The sequence below is a fragment of the Methylocystis sp. Sn-Cys genome, from assembly GCF_016745395.1.
Lineage (GTDB): Bacteria > Pseudomonadota > Alphaproteobacteria > Rhizobiales > Beijerinckiaceae > Methylocystis > Methylocystis iwaonis.
In genome coordinates, this window is the sequence record NZ_JAERVJ010000001.1 from 87,727 (window position 1) to 104,815 (window position 17,089).

At 63.4% G+C, this 17,089-nt stretch carries 16 protein-coding genes; 6 read left to right on the forward strand and 10 right to left on the reverse strand.

What is annotated here, in order from left to right; genetic code table 11:
• The first annotated feature begins 57 nt into the window (after positions 1-57).
• Positions 58-1,449, forward strand: coding sequence for an HWE histidine kinase domain-containing protein (locus JJT62_RS00380; RefSeq protein ID WP_370568459.1), 1,392 nt, complete (start codon positions 58-60; stop codon positions 1,447-1,449).
• A gap of 327 nt (positions 1,450-1,776) precedes the next feature.
• On the opposite strand, the gene JJT62_RS00385 is transcribed toward JJT62_RS00380, so the two are convergent.
• A complete protein-coding gene (locus JJT62_RS00385) occupies positions 1,777-2,247 on the reverse strand; it encodes an NUDIX domain-containing protein (protein WP_202070715.1) in 471 nt (156 codons plus the stop codon).
• A gap of 109 nt (positions 2,248-2,356) precedes the next feature.
• On the opposite strand from JJT62_RS00385, the gene JJT62_RS00390 reads away from it, so the two are divergent.
• A complete protein-coding gene (locus JJT62_RS00390; protein ID WP_202070716.1) occupies positions 2,357-2,929 on the forward strand; it encodes a L,D-transpeptidase in 573 nt (190 codons plus the stop codon).
• 1 nt (position 2,930) lies between these two features.
• Here JJT62_RS00390 and JJT62_RS00395 read toward each other — a convergent pair whose 3' ends face one another.
• Complete coding sequence (locus JJT62_RS00395; protein ID WP_202070717.1) at positions 2,931-3,971, reverse strand: S1C family serine protease; 1,041 nt, start codon at positions 3,969-3,971, stop codon at positions 2,931-2,933.
• A gap of 270 nt (positions 3,972-4,241) precedes the next feature.
• On the opposite strand from JJT62_RS00395, the gene JJT62_RS00400 reads away from it, so the two are divergent.
• Both JJT62_RS00400 and JJT62_RS00405 read left to right on the forward strand, forming a co-directional pair.
• Positions 4,242-4,511, forward strand: coding sequence for an usg protein (locus tag JJT62_RS00400; protein WP_202070718.1), 270 nt, complete (start codon positions 4,242-4,244; stop codon positions 4,509-4,511).
• A 222-nt stretch (positions 4,512-4,733) separates the two neighbouring features.
• Positions 4,734-4,994, forward strand: a complete 261-nt coding sequence (locus JJT62_RS00405; RefSeq protein WP_202070719.1) for a hypothetical protein — start codon at positions 4,734-4,736, stop codon at positions 4,992-4,994.
• 53 nt (positions 4,995-5,047) lie between these two features.
• On the opposite strand, the gene JJT62_RS00410 is transcribed toward JJT62_RS00405, so the two are convergent.
• The 7 genes from JJT62_RS00410 to JJT62_RS00440 form a co-directional block, all read right to left on the reverse strand.
• On the reverse strand, positions 5,048-5,563 hold the full coding sequence (locus JJT62_RS00410) for an NADH-quinone oxidoreductase subunit B family protein (protein WP_202070720.1): 516 nt from the start codon (positions 5,561-5,563) through the stop codon (positions 5,048-5,050).
• A 13-nt stretch (positions 5,564-5,576) separates the two neighbouring features.
• Positions 5,577-7,097, reverse strand: coding sequence for an NADH-quinone oxidoreductase subunit C (locus tag JJT62_RS00415; protein ID WP_246744627.1), 1,521 nt, complete (start codon positions 7,095-7,097; stop codon positions 5,577-5,579).
• Between the two features lie 18 nt (positions 7,098-7,115).
• On the reverse strand, positions 7,116-8,564 hold the full coding sequence (locus JJT62_RS00420) for a hydrogenase 4 subunit F (RefSeq protein WP_202070722.1): 1,449 nt from the start codon (positions 8,562-8,564) through the stop codon (positions 7,116-7,118).
• Positions 8,561-9,226, reverse strand: a complete 666-nt coding sequence (locus tag JJT62_RS00425; protein ID WP_202070723.1) for a hydrogenase-4 component E — start codon at positions 9,224-9,226, stop codon at positions 8,561-8,563. The genes JJT62_RS00420 and JJT62_RS00425 overlap by 4 nt, the downstream gene beginning before the upstream one ends.
• Entirely contained in the window at positions 9,226-10,179 is a 954-nt protein-coding gene (locus tag JJT62_RS00430; RefSeq protein WP_202070724.1) for a respiratory chain complex I subunit 1 family protein, read from the reverse strand. Before JJT62_RS00430 ends, JJT62_RS00425 begins: the two co-directional genes overlap by 1 nt.
• On the reverse strand, positions 10,176-12,173 hold the full coding sequence (hyfB, locus tag JJT62_RS00435; protein ID WP_202070725.1) for a hydrogenase 4 subunit B: 1,998 nt from the start codon (positions 12,171-12,173) through the stop codon (positions 10,176-10,178). The genes JJT62_RS00430 and hyfB overlap by 4 nt, the downstream gene beginning before the upstream one ends.
• Positions 12,174-12,374: 201 nt before the next feature.
• Positions 12,375-14,027, reverse strand: coding sequence for a SulP family inorganic anion transporter (locus JJT62_RS00440; RefSeq protein ID WP_202070726.1), 1,653 nt, complete (start codon positions 14,025-14,027; stop codon positions 12,375-12,377).
• Positions 14,028-14,469: 442 nt separating this feature from the next.
• On the opposite strand from JJT62_RS00440, the gene JJT62_RS00445 reads away from it, so the two are divergent.
• Positions 14,470-15,189 carry a response regulator gene (locus JJT62_RS00445; RefSeq protein ID WP_202070727.1) on the forward strand — a complete coding sequence of 240 codons (720 nt, stop codon included), beginning with the start codon at positions 14,470-14,472 and terminating at the stop codon, positions 15,187-15,189.
• Between the two features lie 14 nt (positions 15,190-15,203).
• Positions 15,204-16,580: an ATP-binding protein gene (locus JJT62_RS00450; protein WP_202070728.1), complete on the forward strand. Its 1,377-nt coding sequence runs from the start codon at positions 15,204-15,206 to the stop codon at positions 16,578-16,580.
• 43 nt (positions 16,581-16,623) lie between these two features.
• Here JJT62_RS00450 and JJT62_RS00455 read toward each other — a convergent pair whose 3' ends face one another.
• Positions 16,624-16,902, reverse strand: coding sequence for a hypothetical protein (locus tag JJT62_RS00455; RefSeq protein WP_202070729.1), 279 nt, complete (start codon positions 16,900-16,902; stop codon positions 16,624-16,626).
• Between the last annotated feature and the right edge of the window lie 187 nt (positions 16,903-17,089).

The window sequence follows — 17,089 nt, forward strand, 5'->3', positions numbered from 1 at the left end:
GGGCGCAAAACGCTCGGGGGCAAATGCAAATCTGCCCGTTTTGGCGCGGAGTGATTAGTGGTCGAACAAGACCTCGTTCGAATCCTCGGATTCGGCCTTTCAGCCGACATTTCCCTTGGCCCGAGGGGCAATAATACGCTAGCGGCGGAAGTGCGCCCGCTAGCGCAAGCAGAGCTGATTTCCGCCTATGGGCAAGTCATCATCGTTGCGCTGGCGATTGCTTTCGTCGCAGCGCTCCTCGCGCTTTATCGTCTCGACTCTGCTCGGCGGCGGCAGGCGGCGGCGACCCACCGGCTTGCGGAATTGGCCCATCGCCTGAAAGCCGGCGAGCTGCCCGCCTGGGCCGCGACCGGCGTCCCCGACATCGACGACATCGCGCACACCCTCGATCAATTCGAACAGAGGCTGCGCCGCAAGCGCGCGCTGCTGAGCCGGCTCAACGAAGAGCTGATCAAAGGCGATGCCGCCAACGCGCCCAACGGCTTCAACAACAGGCTCCGCGCCGTCATCGACGCGCTTCCGGTCGGCGTGCTGATCGCGGAAGCGCCGAGCGGCCGCATCCTCGAAGGCAATTCGGCGCTCGAGGCCATCCGGCGAGGGCCTGTGATCTATTCGGAAGGACTGGGCCATTATCGGCACTGGGTCGCCGTGCATGAGAGCGGCGAGCCCGTCCAGGAGAGCGAATATCCCCTCGCCCGCGCCCTCGCCGGGGAAAATCGGCCGACGCTCGAATGCCGGCATCAGCGCGCGGACGGCACATGGGCGTGGATCAACATTGTCGGCGCGCCGATCCGCGACGCAAGCGGCAAGATCATCGCCGCCATCATCGCCATTACCGACATCGACGAGATCAAAAGCGCCGAAGAACACCGGCGCATCATGAACCTCGAGCTACACCATCGGGTGAACAACTCGTTGGCCATGATCCAGGGCGTCGCCAACATCACCGCCCGCACGGCGACGGATTTCGCCAGCTTTCGAAACAGCTTTTCCGATCGTATCCAGTGCCTCAGCCGTCTCTCGACCTTGCTGGTCAAAAAATCCTGGGCGGAGACGCCCATGAAAGAGCTGGTGATGACGGCGCTCGCCTATGATTCGCTCGCCATCCGCGATCGCATCTCCATCTTCGGCGAAGACGTCGCGCTGCGCTCGGAAGTCGCGCTGGCCCTGGGCATGGCGCTGCACGAGCTTCTCTCCAACGCCGAGCAACACGGCGCGCTATCGGGGGAAGAAGGGCATGTGGTCGTCGACTGGCGGATTTCCGACGACGAAGGCCGACGGCTGCTCATCATTTGGAAGGAGCAAGGCGGGCCATCGGTTGCGAACCCGCAACATTCAGGCGTCGGTCTCTATTTGATGAAGACCGTCCTCGCCCGGCAGTTCGGCGGCGACATCGACATCGCCTTCGAGCCCGATGGCTTGCGCGCAACGATCACGGCGGAAGTTTAGAGAACGCCCTGCTTCGCTCGATCATGGCAAAGCTGACACACACTTTTTGGAGTCTCCCCACTGGGCGAGAGGTTCGAAGCCTCCAATTCCCCGGTTCTGTGAAACGCGCAGGGGAGTTTAAGAATGCCCGGGCCCAAAAGCTGGCGCAACGCCATATTTGGAATCCTCGTCATTTGGCTCGCCACTTTTGCCTGGGCCAACCGTTTCGTCCCGGCGGATTCGCCGTATTTTCATAAAAACCGCTATACCGGCGCGCAATGCCACAGGGGCGTCGAGTGCTGGGCGCCGCGATCCGTCACAAGCTGGGCGGCGCAAGCGCGGTGACGTTCATTCTGGCGAAAGCTTCAATTTGGACAAAAGCGCCTCGATGATCGGGCGCTGGCCCTTTGTAATTTTCTCCAGCGCTTCCTGAGGCGTGAACCAGTCCGCTCTGTCGATCTCGGGAATGTCGATCATGCGCCCCGATTTCGGCGGCCATTCGATCTTGCAGTCATTGCTTTGGACGCAAGAGAGCGCGATGTCTCCCTCGAGCGCGAAGGCGGCGACCAGCTTGCCGCTGGGCTGCTTGAAGACGCCGAGAGGCGTCAGCTCGCCCGTCAGCGCCACGCCCGTTTCTTCGGCGAACTCACGCTTGGCGGCGCTTTCCGGATCTTCCCCGTCGCCAATTTCCCCTTTCGGGATCGACCAGGCCCCGTCGTCCTTTCTCGCCCAGAAAGGCCCGCCGGGGTGAACCAGGAAGACGTCGACCCCATGGGCGCTACGCCGGTAAAGGAGGACGCCTGCGCTGCGTTTTGGCATGGCTCACTCTCCCACGCGCCCTGAACCCCGATAACGGCGTCAGACTTCGGCCGCATTCGTCGACAAACAGTCTCACCGCCCAGAATAACAAGCGGAGAGACGAAAGCGCATGAGGAAATGGTCCAGCTTGCCCTTCAAAGCGCTTGTCGCCCTCGCCATGACGGCGCCGGGGATAGCCCTTGCAAGTCCCCTCGATCGCGGGCCGGTCGCGGATTTTCTGACCATCTTCCGTCAGCAGTCGATCCCCAAGCAGCTCGTGCAGTGGCGCCACCCGGAATATAAGGCGGGAACCGTCGTCATTTCGACCAAGGAACGGCGGCTTTACTATGTGCTCGGCGGCGGCCAGGCGATCGAATATGGCGTCGGCGTCGGTCGCGAGGGCTTCACCTGGTCGGGCGTGAAAACGGTCTCCCGCAAGCGCGAATGGCCCGACTGGCGCCCGCCCGCGCCCATGCTGAAACGCCGCCCCGACCTGCCGCGCTATATGGCGGGCGGTATGGAGAATCCGCTCGGCGCCCGCGCGCTCTATCTCGGCTCCAGCGACTATCGCATCCATGGCTCGAACGAGCCGGATACGATCGGCGCGGCCGTGTCCTCCGGCTGCATCCGCATGACCAATAACGATGTGATCGACCTCTATTCGCGCGTGAAGGTCGGCACGAAGGTCGTGGTTCTCCGCTAGATTATTGCCTCGCGGCCTTCTGGCTCGCCTCGATCCGCAGCCGCGCCTGCATCGCCTCCCCGGCGCGATGGAAGCGGACGTCGATCTCGCTTCCCGCCGGGCTCGCGCCGAGAAAGGCGCGTAGCTGCGCCGGCGTCGTGATCGCCCTTCCGTCGACGGCGGTGATGACGTCGCCTTTGCGAAGCCCTGCGAGCGCGGCGGATGACGCCGGCTCCACCGTGACGATCTCGGCGCCTGCGCCATTCCCCGAAGGCGAGCGGATCGAAATGCCGATATGGCCGCGACGCACCTCCCCGCTTTCGACAAGCTGCGCCATGATGCGGCGCGCCATGTCGATGGGGATGGCGAAGCCGATGCCATGACTGGCGCCGGATTTCGACAGAATGGCGGTGTTGAGGCCGACGAGGCGCCCGTCGAGCGTCACCAGCGCGCCGCCGGAATTGCCCGGATTGATCGAGGCGTCGGTCTGGATGAAATCCTCATAGCCTTCGATCCCAAGTCCCGCGCGGCCGATCGCCGACACGATCCCCGAGGTCACGGTCTGTCCGAGGCCGAAGGGGTTGCCGACGGCGAGAACGAAGTCGCCGACCTCCAGCGTTCGGCTGTCGCCCATCGGAACGGCGGCAAGATTATCCGCCTTGATTTTCAGCACGGCGATATCCGTGGCTTTGTCGCGGCCCACGAGTTGGGCGCGAAAACGGCGGCCGTCCTTCGTTGTCGCTTCGATGACGGAGGCGCCGCGGACGACATGCTCATTGGTGAGAATGAGCCCGGCCTCGGCGTCGACGATGACGCCCGAACCCGCGGATGTGGTTTCGCGCTTCAAATGGGTGTTCGGGATCTCGAAAAACTCTTGAAGCACCGGGTCGACGACCGTCGGCACCTCGACCGATTCGATCCGCTTCGTGGCGATGTTGACGACGCCCGGCGTCACCGCGCGAACGACGGAGGCGACGGAAGCCTTTGGCCCGGGGGGCAAAGCGCCAGCGACAAGCGGCGTCGGGCAGGCGAGAAGACACAAGAGAGCGAAACGTCGAATCATGGCCCTCAAACTCTTGAATGCACTCGGCGGAAAGATGGCGCGGGCCAAAGAATCCAGGCGGCGCCTGTGCTTATGGTAAATACGCGGCTTCTGCGCTCCCGGGCTCTTGGGAAGCGCTCTTCCTTAGTCACTTCAATCAGGGAAATCAGCACTCGCCCGCACACGCTGCTAATAGTTTGTTTTTACGCCTGTTTCTGGCGCAAGAGTTGCTTTCGTTAACCTGTCGCTCCTAATTTTTTAAGAGTGTCTTCCGTTGGAAAGGAGACGGGAATGGCGTCCAGGGACTTCCGCTTGCAGATGCAGGGCTACGGTCTGACGACGGCGAATATTTTCTATGGCCTGCCGGACCATCCGAAGATCATCCAGAGCTACATTTGGCAGGAATATGATCTGCACCCGCATTTTCCCGAGCTGAGGAAATTCCTGGATTTTTGGGCGAGGAGCCTCGACGGGCCGCTCCATGGCGTGACGGTGGCGCATGCCCAGCTCATCACGCCAGCGGAGATGCGGCTGGTCGACGGCGAGTTTCATGTGCACTGACGTCGCAGCCGCTCGTCCTTGCCAATGAATTAAACGTCTCTCCTGGGGCTCTGTCCTGAAACAGGAAGCAACGGACAGATGAGGGACAAACACAGTCCGAATCGGCAGCGCGCGAAAGCCGCAGCCGATTCGCTAATATATGCTTTCTGCCGAGGCGGCTGGCGAAAATAGCGGCTTTGATGCAAGAATGCCGCGCCATTCTTGGCGCAGGGAAGAAACGACATGAAAAAGGAAACCATCAACGGCGCGACGCTCGCTGTCGCGGCGGTCGCAATCGCGCTCGCCGGAACCGCCCCGGCCGCGAAGGCCGAGACGACGACTGCGAGAGTTCACTGCCTGGGCGCCAATAGCTGCAAGGGCAAGAGCGATTGCCATTCGCCCAAAAACGCCTGCAAGGGCATGAACTCCTGCAAGGGCAAGGGCTGGGTCTATATGGAATCGGCCCAGGCCTGCGAAGCGGCCGGCGGCAAGACGCTCGACTGAGCCTCTTGACGAAGAAGTCGCCAGGGCCGGGCACAGCGCCCGGCCCGGCGCTTTCAGCCTGCCTTGTCGACCAAGGCGATCAAGCCTTTGAGCAGCGCCACGGGGTCGGGAGGGCAGCCGCGAATATGGAGATCGACCGGGACGACCTGCGAGACGGCGCCCACGCAGGCGTAGCTTCCGGCAAAAACGCCGCCGTCGAAAGCGCAATCGCCCACTGCGACGACCCATTTGGGATCGGGCGTCGCATTATAAGTGCGCTCCAGCGCCTCTTTCATATTCTTGGTCACGGGCCCGGTGACGAGCAGCACGTCGGCGTGCCGGGGCGACGCCACGAATCGCAGACCGAAGCGCTCGAGATCGTAAAAGGCGTTGCTCAGCGCATGAATCTCGAGTTCGCAGCCGTTGCAGGAGCCCGCGTCGACCTCGCGGATCGCGAGACTGCGGCCGAGCTTCTCGCGGGCGGCTCTTTCCATCGCCTGTCCGAGCTCGGCGAGCATCGCGTCTTCGGGCCGGGGCGGCGGCTCGGTCAGCGCGCCGCGCAAAAGCCCTTGGAAGAGAAATTTCTGCATGGTTGCGAGCCGCTTACAGGTCGTGCCCCGAATAGGAGCAGTTGAAGGATTTGTTGCAGAGCGGGAAATCCGCGACGATATTCCCCTTGATCGCGGCTTCGAGCAGCGGCCATTGGAACCAGGACGGGTCGCGCAGATGCGCCCGCTCGATCCGGCCGTCGGCCGCAAGGCGCAGCCAGACGAAAATATCGCCGCGGAACCCTTCCACGAGCGCCGCGCCCTCGGCCCCGCCCGGCGCGGCGCCGAGATCGGCTTGGATGGGGCCATGGGGGAGGCGATCGAGGATTTGCTCGATGATCTCGACCGACGCTCTCACCTCGTCGAAGCGCACCCAGACGCGCGCATCGACGTCGCCGCCGGTCGACTCGCCGAGCTCGAAGGAGAGCGCGTCATAGGGCGCGTAGCCGATGGTGGCGCGGGCGTCGAAGCGGCGGCCAGAGGCGCGGCCGACGAAGCCCCCGCAGGCATATTGGCTGGCGAGCTCGGCGCTCAGCACGCCGGTTCCCACGGTGCGGTCCTGCAGCGAGGTCGTGTCGCCATAGAGCGCGACGAGACGCGGCGTCATCACCGCGATCCGTTCCAGCAGGGAGCGCAGCGTCGTCACGCCCTCTTCCGACAGATCCACGGCGACGCCGCCGGGCGTGATGCGGTCCATCATCAGCCGATGGCCGAAACAGGCGGCGGCCGCCCGCAGCAGCTTTTCGCGAACCAGCCCGCATTGCGCGAGCATCAGCGCAAAGGCGGCGTCGTTGCAGATCGCGCCGATGTCGCCGAAGTGATTGGCGAGGCGCTCGATTTCCGCCATCAAAGCGCGCAGCCACACGGCGCGCGGCGGCGGCTCGACGCCATAAGCAGCCTCGACGGCGCGCGCGAAGGCAAAACTATAGGCCACGGTGCTGTCGCCTGAGACGCGCGCGGCGAGCTTCGCCGCCTTGTCGAGCGGGGCGCCGGCCATGAGGCTGTCGACGCCCTTGTGCACGAAGCCGAGCCGCTCCTCGAGCCGGACCACCACCTCGCCATTGCAGGAGAAGCGGAAATGACCCGGCTCGATGATGCCCGCATGCACCGGGCCGACAGGAATCTGATGCAGCGGCGCGCCTTCGGCCGGCGAGAATTGATAAGCGTCGCTCGCCGTCTCGATCTGCGCCGCCTCCCCGTCGGGATGACGAAGGCCCCAGCGGCCGTGATCGAGCCAGCGGCGCGTGTCGGGCGATCCTTCGGGCGTGAGCCCGTAAAGATCGGCGATCGTGCGTTCCTGCCTCAGCGCCGGCGGGTGCCGCACGCCGACCGAGGGAAAGTGGCCTTGCGGGCAATCGAGCGAGACGAGGCGAATCTTTGGCGTCGCCCTGCCGACGATCGCCATGAACACATGAGCGCCGTCGCTCCATAGGCTGAGAAGATCGGCCTTGCGGCCGGCGATCTCTTCGATTGCCGCGCGCCAACCGGCGTCGTCGACCGTCTCGCGCGCCCAGGGGCGGCAGGACGCAGCGGGCGCAGGAGCCGTGCTGTTCGGGTCCTCAGGGGTGAAGAGCATTTGCATGTCCCTTTGCGCTTATCCCAGCAGCCGCGCCACGTTCTGGAACCAGGTGACGAGATAAGACGGCAGATAAAGGCCCGCGAGAAGCACGAGCGAAAGATGCGCGATGAGCGGCACGGGAGAGGCCGGCGCCTCTCCGGCGCTCTTCGTCGGTTCGCCGAAAGCCATGCCGATCAACCGCATCAACAAGGCGCCGAACGCCACAAGAAGGCCGAGAACCAGCGGAACCGCCAGCCATGGCTGACGCGCGAAGGCTGAGCTCACGACCAGAAATTCGCTCATGAAGACGCCGAGCGGCGGCATGCCGCAGATCGCCATCACGCCGACGACGAGGCTCCAGCCCAGCACCGGATGGCTCTGGGTCAGGCCCCTGATCTCGGCGATCTTCTGCGTGCCCTTGGCCTGAGCGATGTGGCCGACGGAGAAGAAGATCGCAGATTTGGTGAGGCTGTGCATCGCCATATGCAGCAATCCGGCAAAATTGGCGACCGGGCCGCCGATCCCGAAGGCGAAGGCGATGATGCCCATGTGCTCGATCGACGAATAGGCGAAGAGGCGTTTGATGTCGTCGCGCCGGTAGAGCATGAAAGCCGCGAATAGCACGGAGGCGAGGCCCAGCGCGATGAGCAGCGGCCCGGGCGTAATGGCGGCGGCGTTGGCCGTGAGCAGCATTTTGAAGCGCAGCACGGCGTAGAGCGCGACATTCAGCAACAGACCGGAAAGCACCGCCGAGATGGGCGTCGGGCCCTCGGCATGCGCATCGGGGAGCCAGGCGTGCATGGGCGCGAGGCCGACCTTGGTGCCATAGCCGAGCATCAGGAAGACGAAGGCCACATTCAAGAGGCGCGGGCTGAGATGCGCGGCGTGCTGCATCAGCGTGGACCAGAGCATGGAGTCGTAGCCCTCGCCCAGAACCGGCTCCGCCGACATATAGACGAGGATCGTGCCAAAGAGCGCGAGCGCAATGCCGACGCTGCCCAGAATGAAATATTTCCAGGCGGCTTCGAGCGAGTCGCGGGTGCGGTACAGGCCGACCATGACAACCGTGGTCAGCGTCGCGACTTCGACCGAGACCCATGTGAGGCCGATGTTGCTGGCCAGAAGCGCCAGATTCATGGCGCACATCAGCGCCTGATACATGGCGTGGTAAAAGCGCAGATTGCCCGGCGTCAATTTGCCGATCGCGAGCTCGTGCTCGATATAGCTCGCGCTGAAGCCCGCCGTGGTGAAGCCGATAAGCGTCGACAGCACGACGAAGACGACGTTGAGATCGTCGACCGAGAGAAAGCTGCCGGCCTCGTGTCCCTTGGCGAGGAGCAAAAGCGCGAAGACGAAGGTCGCGCCCGACGCGGCGACATTGAGCTGAGCCGCTTTCTTATATTCGGTCTGAAAGGCCAGCACGCCCGCCGCGACCGCCGGAATGGCCACGAGCGCGTTCGACACCATGAAGAATTCGGAAATCATCGGCGTTCTCCGCGCACGCGATCGAGTTCGTATAAGTCCACTGTGTCGAAGCGCTCCCGAATGCGGAACAGGAAGATGCCGATCACGATAAAGGCGATGAGAATCGAGAAGGCGACGCTGATCTCGACGACGAGCGGCATGCCATTGGCGCCCGCGGCCGCCAGCACGAGGCCGTTCTCCAGCGACATGAAGCCGATGATCTGACTGACGGCGTTGCGCCGCGTGACCATCATCAGCATGCCCAGAAGGACGATCGTCAGCGCAAAGGCGAGGTCTTCGCGCGCGAAAGGATCGGCGGTCGTCGTCGCGGGCAGCATGACGACGAGCGAAAGGCCCATCAGGAACATGCCGACGAGCATGGTCGCGCCGATGCCGCCGACGACTTCCACCGTGCGATGGACGCGCAGCGCCTTGACGATCTTGTGCAGGCTATAGGGAATGACGATGGCCTTGAACACGAGGGCGATCGCCGCCGTCACATAAAGATGCGCCGCGTTCTGCACATGGGCCTGCCAGGCCACCGACAAAGTCAGCACCAAAGCATGCAGCGCGAAGATGTTGATGAGCCCCGTCAGGCGATCTTGATAGAGCAGCATGAAGCTGACGAGCACCAGCCCGCCCGCGAGGAGCTGCGCGATGTCGAGAGACAGATGCTCTTGCATTACAGGCTCCGGGTGACAAAGACGAGAAGAGTGCCGAGAAGGCCGAGCATCAGCGCCGCTCCCAGGAAATCCGACACGCGGAAGATGCGCATCTTTGCGGTCGATACTTCGAAGAGGGCCAGCAAAAAGCCCGCGACAAAGATTTTCACGACATAAAAGGCGACGCCATAGCCCATGTCGACGATGCCGCCATCCGGGGGCGCGATGCCAAAGGGGAAGAAGATGCAGCCGATAAGCGACACATAGAGAAGAAGCTTGAGCGCCGAGGCCATCTCGATGATGGCGAGATGACGTCCCGAATATTCGAGAATCATCGCCTCGTGGACCATGGTGAGCTCAAGATGCGTCGCGGGATTATCGACCGGTATGCGTCCGTTCTCCGCAATCGCGACAATGATGAGGCCGATCAGCGCGAAGAGCACGGAGACGCGCAGCGCGAAATCCGACGCCATATAGGCGGCGACTTCCGAGAGCTGGGTCGAGCCGGCGATGAGCGAGACGATGAAGGCGATCATGATCGTCGCCGGCTCGGCGAGCGAACCGAACATCGTCTCGCGGCTCGAGCCGATGCCGCCGAAGCTCGTCCCCACATCCATGCCGGCGAGCGCCAGGAAGAAGCGGGCGGCGCCGAGCAAGGCAGTGAGCGCGATGAGATCGGCGATCCAGCCGAACATCAGTCCGGTCGCAAATGTTGGAACGAGCGACGCCGCCACCCATGTGGTCGAGAAAATCAGATAGGGGGCCGCCCGGTAGAGCCAGGAGGCGTCATGGGCGAGCACGACGTCCTTCCTTAGCAGGCGAATGAGATCGTACCAGGGCTGCAGAAGCGGCGGCCCGCGCCGCCGCAGCAGGCGCGCCTTCACCTTGCGCGTGAATCCGATCAGCACCGGCGCGAGCGCCAGCACCAAAGCCATTTGCGCCGCTTGCGCGAAGAGGTCGAAGAGAAAGGTCATAGCGCCACGAGGATGAGGAGAAAGACGAGGGCGGCGAAGACGAGGGCGATATATTCCTGGATGGACAGGAAGTTCACCACATTGAGCCGCCCCGCGCAGAACAGCACCGCTTTCGTCAGCGGCTCGTAGAGGTAGTTGATGAAGCGGTCGCCGATCTCCACGGAGAAATGCGCCACGCGCGTCTCCCCCGGCAGCGGCATGTCGAGCTTCTCGCGCACCGAGAAGGCGACGGCGCCGAGCGCGCGACGCACCGGCTGCGCAAAGCTGCTCGCCGTATATTGACTCGCGGGGGTTGGATCGACGTAGCCGCAATCCCACGGCGGCGCGCGGCGCAGCGGACGCGGCCAGAAGGTCTTGATCGTCTGCGCCATGGCAAAAGCCGACAGGCCGATGAAGGCGAAGACGAGGAGGCCGTTATAAGAGCTGCGGCTCTCGGCGATGGGCGCGATCGTAAACCAGCCGATCTGGCTCTGCGCCGGCATGCGGCCGCCGACATATTCGGCCGCCGCGGGCGAGATCGTGTCGATCATGAAGCTTGGCGTAATCCCCGCCAGAAGGCAGAGAGCGATCAGCGCGAACATGGCGCGCAGCGACCATTGATCGGTCTCCTGCGCCTGCTCGGCGGCGCCCGAGCGCGGCCGGCCAAGGAAGACGACGCCAAAGGCCCGCACATAGGCGCCGGCGCCCAGCGCCGCGCTCAGCGCCAGCGTCACGCCGACAGCAGGCGTGAGCAGCTTCAATATCCACTGCGGCAGCGAGGGGCTGAGAAGGATGGCCTGGAACACCAGCCACTCGGAGACGAAACCGTTGAGCGGCGGCAGCGCGGCGATGGCCATGCAGCCGCCGAGAAAGACGAAGGCGGTTTTCGGCATCGAGCGGATCAGGCCGCCGAGCTTTTCGATGTTCTTCTCGCCGGTCGCGCCGAGCACGGCGCCGGCGCCGAAGAAGAGCGTGCTCTTGAACAGAGCGTGGTTGAAGACGTGGAACAGCGCCGCGGTGAAGGCGAGCGCCGCGGGAAGCGCCTGGCCATTCGCCTTGAAGGCCAGCGCCAGGCCGAGCGCGACGAAGATAATGCCGATATTCTCGATGGTGCTGTAGGCGAGAAGCTTCTTGAGATCGCTCTGCACGGTGGCGAACAGCACGCCGATCAGGGCGCTCGCCGCGCCGAAAACCAGTGGGTGAATGCTCCACCAGAAGGCGGGCGGGCCCAGAAGATCGAAAGCCATGCGGATGAAGCCGTAAATGGCCACCTTCGTCATGACGCCGCTCATGAGCGCCGAGACATGGCTCGGCGCGGCGGGATGAGCGAGCGGCAGCCAGATATGCAGCGGAACGAGACCCGCCTTCGAGCCGGCCCCGAGGATGACGAGGGCAAGGACGAGGCCGGATTTCCAGGCGTCCTTCGGAATCCCCCGGATCGTATCGAAGTCATAGGCGCCGGAGGCGCCGCCGAGAACGCCGAAGGCCATGAGCAGGCAGAAGGTGCCGAAGCTCGCCATGAGCAAATAGATGTAGGCGGCGGCGCGGTTTTCGGCGTGATCGTGATGGGAAATGACCAGCGCCCAGGACGAGAGCGACATGAATTCCCAGGCGACGAGGAAGGTGAAGGCGTCGTCGGCCATCACGACGCCGTTCATGCCGGCGATGAAGGCCGGAAAGAACGGCAGCACGCGCATCGGGCTTTTCTCATGCGCGCCGTAGCCGATGGCGTAGACGCTCGCCGCCGCGCCGCCGAGATTGACGACCGCAAGAAAGAAGGCGCTCAGCGCGTCGATGCGAAAGCGCATGCCGATCCAGGGCAGGCCCAGGGGCAGCGTCGTCTGCAAGACATGCGCGCCTCTCGGGACGATGACGGCAAGGAAAATCGCCGCGCATAATCCGCCGGTGAGCCCGTAAACGAGCCGCGTCACATCCGCGCGGTCCTTATAGCGGATCGAGGCTACGCCGACGCCGATCAGGGCGCCCACGCAAAGAAGGGCGAGATAAAGCGGCATTTATGTTCCTTGAACGACTTGGCCGAGAGGCTTGCCTGCATAGACGGTCGCGGGAATTCCGGCGGCTGTCTATCCCGCCGAACGTCTCACCTGCGATATTTCGCCGGAATGCGGCGCGGCCTTAGAGCGCATTCCGCAAAAGTTGCAGACCTGTGCGAAAAGAATGCGCTCCAGCTTTTTGAATCTGCGCGGAAAAGCGCGCTAGGCGGGGCGCCTGCGCGGCGCCAAAGGATGGTCGGAGGTCGGGACGAGATGGTCGAGCCCGCGGATTTCCGCATGACCGCCCTTGCCGTGGTAATCCCCGCAGAAATGATGGAGATTTTCCATCACCGTGTGGTCGACGGTCGCTGTCTCCGAGAGATCGAAGATGACCGTCTTGCCCGGCGGGATCGCGGTGAGGTCGTTCTTGAGCGCGAGATAATTGCCGAAGAAGGCCGCGCCCGCGACTTGCACATGGTAGACGCCCGGCGTCTTCTCTTCGATCGAGCGGCTGAGCTTGATAACATCCGGCCAATGGATGCTGCGCCAGAAATGGAAGGCCAGCTCCGCCAGGACGCCGATGGCGACGCCGATGAGAAGGTCGGTCGCCAGCACGCCGACGATGGTCACGACAAAGACGCCCAACTGGTCCCAGCCAATCTCCAACGTCTTTTTGAACTCGTGAGGCGAGGCCAGCCGATAGCCCGTGAAGACCAGGAGCGCCGCGAGCGAGGCGAGCGGGATCTCGTGGATCAACTTCGGGAACAGGGCGACGAAGACGAGCAGGAAGAGCCCGTGGAAGAAATTGGCCCAGCCGGTTTTCGCGCCGTTGTTGACATTGGCGGAGCTGCGAACGATTTCCGCGATCATCGGCAGGCCGCCGATCAGGCCGCAGATGGCGTTGCCGACGCCCACCGCCGCGATGTCGCGGTTGAGGTCGGAAGTTCGCTTATAGGGATCGAGCTTGTCGACCGCAGCGGCGCTCAGCAGGCTCTCGAGGCTGCCGACGAGCGCGATGGCGACGACCTGCTGCCAGAAGACGAGATGTCCGACGCGGGCGAAATCGGGCGCGGCGAAGCCCGCCAGGAAATTCTCCGGCAAGGTGACGAGGAACTTCGGGCCGATGGTGAATTCATGGTGCGGCAGGAAGACCATGTCCGGCAGGAAGAGGTATTTGTGCTCGTCCTCGATGTCGAAATATTTGGCGAGGGCCATGCCCAGCAGGACGACGAGCAAGGGCGCCGGGATCATCTTGAGCTTGGGGTTCCGCACCAGGGTCCAGAGCGCCAAAATCCCGATGCCCAGAAAGCCGATGATGGCGACCTCCGGGTTCATGTCCCGCAAACTCGCCGGGATAGCGCCGATCGTCTGGAACAGCGTCTGCGCATCCGGCTTCACGCCAAGCATGACGTGAATTTGCTTAGCCATGATGATGATGCCGATCGCCGCCAGCATGCCGTGGACGGCCGAGGCGGGGAAGAAGGCGCTCATCTTGCCGGCCTTCATTACGCCCATGAGGATTTGCAGCAAGGAGGCGAAGAAGATCGCGGCGAGCGTGTAGCGATAGCCCGCCATAGCGTCGCCCTCGCCGAGCTCGTTCACTGAATCGAGAATGACGACGATCAGGCCGGCCGCCGGCCCCATGATCGTGACGAAAGAGCCGTTGATGCGCGACACCAGAAGCCCGCCGACGATGGCCGAGATGATGCCGGCCTGGGGCGGAAAGCCGGAGGCCATGGCGATGCCAAGGCACAAGGGCAAGGCGATCAGGAAGACCAGGAAGCCTGAAACGACGTCGGAGCGCCAGCTTTCGAAGAGCCCGGCGAACCCGGATTTGGGAGACAAGGCGTCATGAGCCGGCGAGGAGATGGTCATCGTCTGTTATCCTCGAACTGGAGATGAGACCGGAAAAAGAGCCTGGGCCCTGTCCCCCTTGGGCGACAAAGGCATTTTCGGCGCCGAGGCCGTCTGCACTCTTTTTGGTGGGGCTGAGGGCGCCCGGCGCCGCTCACGGACCCGGCAAGATTATATTTCAGGCGGGACGGCGCTTATTTCGGCAGAGCCGCGATTTGTCTAAAATGAAGGCTGGGCCGGCCTTTTGCTGCGCCTAAGTCTCGCTTCATTGGCTTTCCTCGATTGGCCTCCAAGGGCTCAGCTACACTTGCAAGCGGCTGTTTCCATAGTTTTTCGCACTGCGGAAAAATGTTTCCGCTCTATGTCGGGGAAGCCGGCGCGCTTCCGGAAACCCAGACAATCGGGGTGCGACACGCTATAGCCATGAACACAGAGGCGCACATGGACGGAGGCGCTTGGAAGCATGAGCAATCGCAGTTCGGTCCTCATCGTCGAAGACGACGCGGAAATCGCGGAGCTGATTTCCAGATACCTCGAAAACAACGGCATGGCGGTCACGCGCATCCCCAGCGGGGAAACCGTCGACGCCAAACTGGCCGCCGGCGACTTCGACATTCTCATTCTCGACCTCAATCTGCCGGGCGAGGATGGTCTTTCCATTTGCCGGCGGGTCCGGGCGGCGCATGACATCCCGATCATCATCGTCACCGCCCAGGGAGAGGACGTCGACAAGATCCTCGGACTCGAGATAGGCGCCGACGATTATGTGGTGAAGCCCTTCAACTCCCGGGAGCTGCTCGCGCGCATCAGAGCCGTGCTGCGCCGCACCGGGCCGCAAAGCCGCGTCGAGGCCGGCCCCTCGAACCAAATCTTTCAGTTCCTGGGCTGGCGCATCAATCTTCTCGCCCGCGACGTCGTTTCGCCCAGCGGCATGAAGGTCGCCATGACCGGCGCGGAATTCGATCTCCTGCACGCATTCTGCGAAAATCCGAACCGGGTGCTGACCCGCGATCAGCTCATCAACATGACCCATGGCCCCACCGCCGGCCCCTTCGAGAGAAGCATCGACGTGCTGATCAGCCGGCTCAGACAGAAGCTCGAGAAGGATCCCAAAAACCCGGCTATCATCCAAACGGTGAGATCGGAGGGCTACATGCTCTCCGCGCCCGTCGCCCGGATTTGAAGATCAAGGCTTTCATGCGACGCCTGGCCCCAGCCCGCCTTGCCGGTCAAATCACGCTGCTCATCCTCGTCTCGATCGTGACCTTCCAGACGATCGTGCTGGTCACTTTCCACGTGCTCGACGTCGAAGGGCGGCGCCACATTGTCGACCAGACGGATTTCATCGCGAGCGTCATTCTCGCGCTGGACGCGGCGCCGGCCGAGGCGCGTCAGGGGTTGCTATCCGAATTCGCGCAGGCCGCGCCTTTCGCGAATATCCATTTGCAAAAGGAAAAGCCGCGGGCCGTCACGACCGACGACAGGGAGTTCAAAAAAGAAATCCGCCTGATCCGGACCGACCTGTGGCCCGAGGCGGAGGTTTACGCCGCCGCGCCGCCCAATGAGGACGGCGCGCAGGGCGTTATGGCTGTCGCGCTCCGCAAGGGCGGCTATGGGCTCATCTCCATTACCCAGCACCGCAAGCCGCCGCGCTCGGTGTGGCGATGGCTCTGGGAGCCGGAGCCCGGCACGCCTTTCCTGCTGACGCCATGGGCGCTGTCGGCCATTTTGTTTTTTCTCAGCACCTCGGTTCTCGTGCTGTGGGCGTCGAACGGCATTGTCGAGCCGCTGATTACTTTGGCGCGCCACGCCGAGCAGTTCCCCGGCTCGCACAGCAGCGAAGGCGCGCTTCCCGAGCGCGGCCCCAGCGAAGTGCGCGAGCTGACGCGCTCGATCAACCGCATGCAGGAGCGTATCGCCGCGATGATCGTGGCGCGGACACGGGTGTTGGCGGCTGTCAGCCACGATCTGAGAACCATCATCACGCGGCTGAATCTGAGAGCCGAATTTATCGCCGACGCCGATCTGCGAATCAAAATGCTCCGCGACGTCGACCTCATGGACGCCATGCTGCGCAAGAACCTGCAGTATCTGCGCGCCGAGAGCGACAAGACGGATTATTCGCTGATCGACCTCGACAGCGTCCTGCAAACCGTCGTGGATCAGTTCGCCGACATGAATTACAACGTGTCCTACGCTGGCGGCGGTCGCCAGATGATGATCGGCTCCCTGACGGACATGCAGCGGGTTTTCACCAATCTGGTCGAGAACGCTGTCCATCACGCCGGCGTGGTCGACGTCCGGATAGACGAGTCCCTGCCCGGCAAGCTCCAGGTCGACGTCATCGACGACGGTCCGGGCATTCCGCAAGACCAGAGGGCGTCCGTTTTCGAGCCCTTCGTGCGCGGCGAGCCGGGGCGCACGATGGACAGCCACAGCGGATTCGGCCTTGGCCTGTCGATCGTGCGTTCTCTGGTCGAACGCCACGGCGGAACCGTCTCTTTACTGGATCGCGAGCCGAACGGGCTCGTCGTCCGCGTCACGCTTCCGCGCGCCAGCGGCGACGAAGCTTGAACGGCAGGAACGGCGCCCTCGCCGTTCCTGCCGCCACGGCGCCTCAGATTCCCTGCCCCTTGTTCGGTGAGCCCGATGAGCCGCTCGGCGCAGTCGAACCACTCGGGGCGCCCTGGTTGAGATCTTGCGAGCGCGAACTCGGATTGCTGGAAGTCGAGCCCTTCTTCTGCATCGACTTGCTGCTGCCGTAAGTCTCGCCGCCGGTCGCTTTCGTATGATGGCGATAGTGATGCTTCGAAGCGCATCCATGCGCCAACGCCGAAGCGGGAGCCCAAGCCAATATCGGCGCGACGAGCGCCGCCGCAAGCAGTTTTCTGTTCATCGTCTCCTCCGTGATCATCCGGCGCCGCCGGAACACGGGCAAGTAAGCGGGGCTACCCTTTCGGCAAGCGAAGCGCTGACTTGCTTTATTTCCGCTTGATTGCTGCGTGGGCTCGATCGCGCAGCAGGCGTCGAGCGCCAGAGCGGCCGGTCCACGCTAAGCGAATACCCACAGAGGCCATTAGCGA

Bases quoted from the DNA above. Each gene is read 5' to 3' on its own strand.
- JJT62_RS00385 (WP_202070715.1), bottom strand. From the start codon at position 2,247: ATGCCAAAACGCAGCGCAGGCGTCCTCCTTTACCGGCGTAGCGCCCAT.
- JJT62_RS00390 (WP_202070716.1), top strand. From the start codon at position 2,357: ATGAGGAAATGGTCCAGCTTGCCCTTCAAAGCGCTTGTCGCCCTCGCC.
- JJT62_RS00395 (WP_202070717.1), bottom strand. From the start codon at position 3,971: ATGATTCGACGTTTCGCTCTCTTGTGTCTTCTCGCCTGCCCGACGCCG.
- JJT62_RS00400 (WP_202070718.1), top strand. From the start codon at position 4,242: ATGGCGTCCAGGGACTTCCGCTTGCAGATGCAGGGCTACGGTCTGACG.
- JJT62_RS00405 (WP_202070719.1), top strand. From the start codon at position 4,734: ATGAAAAAGGAAACCATCAACGGCGCGACGCTCGCTGTCGCGGCGGTC.
- JJT62_RS00410 (WP_202070720.1), bottom strand. From the start codon at position 5,563: ATGCAGAAATTTCTCTTCCAAGGGCTTTTGCGCGGCGCGCTGACCGAG.
- JJT62_RS00415 (WP_246744627.1), bottom strand. From the start codon at position 7,097: ATGCTCTTCACCCCTGAGGACCCGAACAGCACGGCTCCTGCGCCCGCT.
- JJT62_RS00420 (WP_202070722.1), bottom strand. From the start codon at position 8,564: ATGATTTCCGAATTCTTCATGGTGTCGAACGCGCTCGTGGCCATTCCG.
- JJT62_RS00425 (WP_202070723.1), bottom strand. From the start codon at position 9,226: ATGCAAGAGCATCTGTCTCTCGACATCGCGCAGCTCCTCGCGGGCGGG.
- JJT62_RS00430 (WP_202070724.1), bottom strand. From the start codon at position 10,179: ATGACCTTTCTCTTCGACCTCTTCGCGCAAGCGGCGCAAATGGCTTTG.
- hyfB (WP_202070725.1), bottom strand. From the start codon at position 12,173: ATGCCGCTTTATCTCGCCCTTCTTTGCGTGGGCGCCCTGATCGGCGTC.
- JJT62_RS00440 (WP_202070726.1), bottom strand. From the start codon at position 14,027: ATGACCATCTCCTCGCCGGCTCATGACGCCTTGTCTCCCAAATCCGGG.
- JJT62_RS00445 (WP_202070727.1), top strand. From the start codon at position 14,470: ATGAGCAATCGCAGTTCGGTCCTCATCGTCGAAGACGACGCGGAAATC.
- JJT62_RS00450 (WP_202070728.1), top strand. From the start codon at position 15,204: ATGCGACGCCTGGCCCCAGCCCGCCTTGCCGGTCAAATCACGCTGCTC.
- JJT62_RS00455 (WP_202070729.1), bottom strand. From the start codon at position 16,902: ATGAACAGAAAACTGCTTGCGGCGGCGCTCGTCGCGCCGATATTGGCT.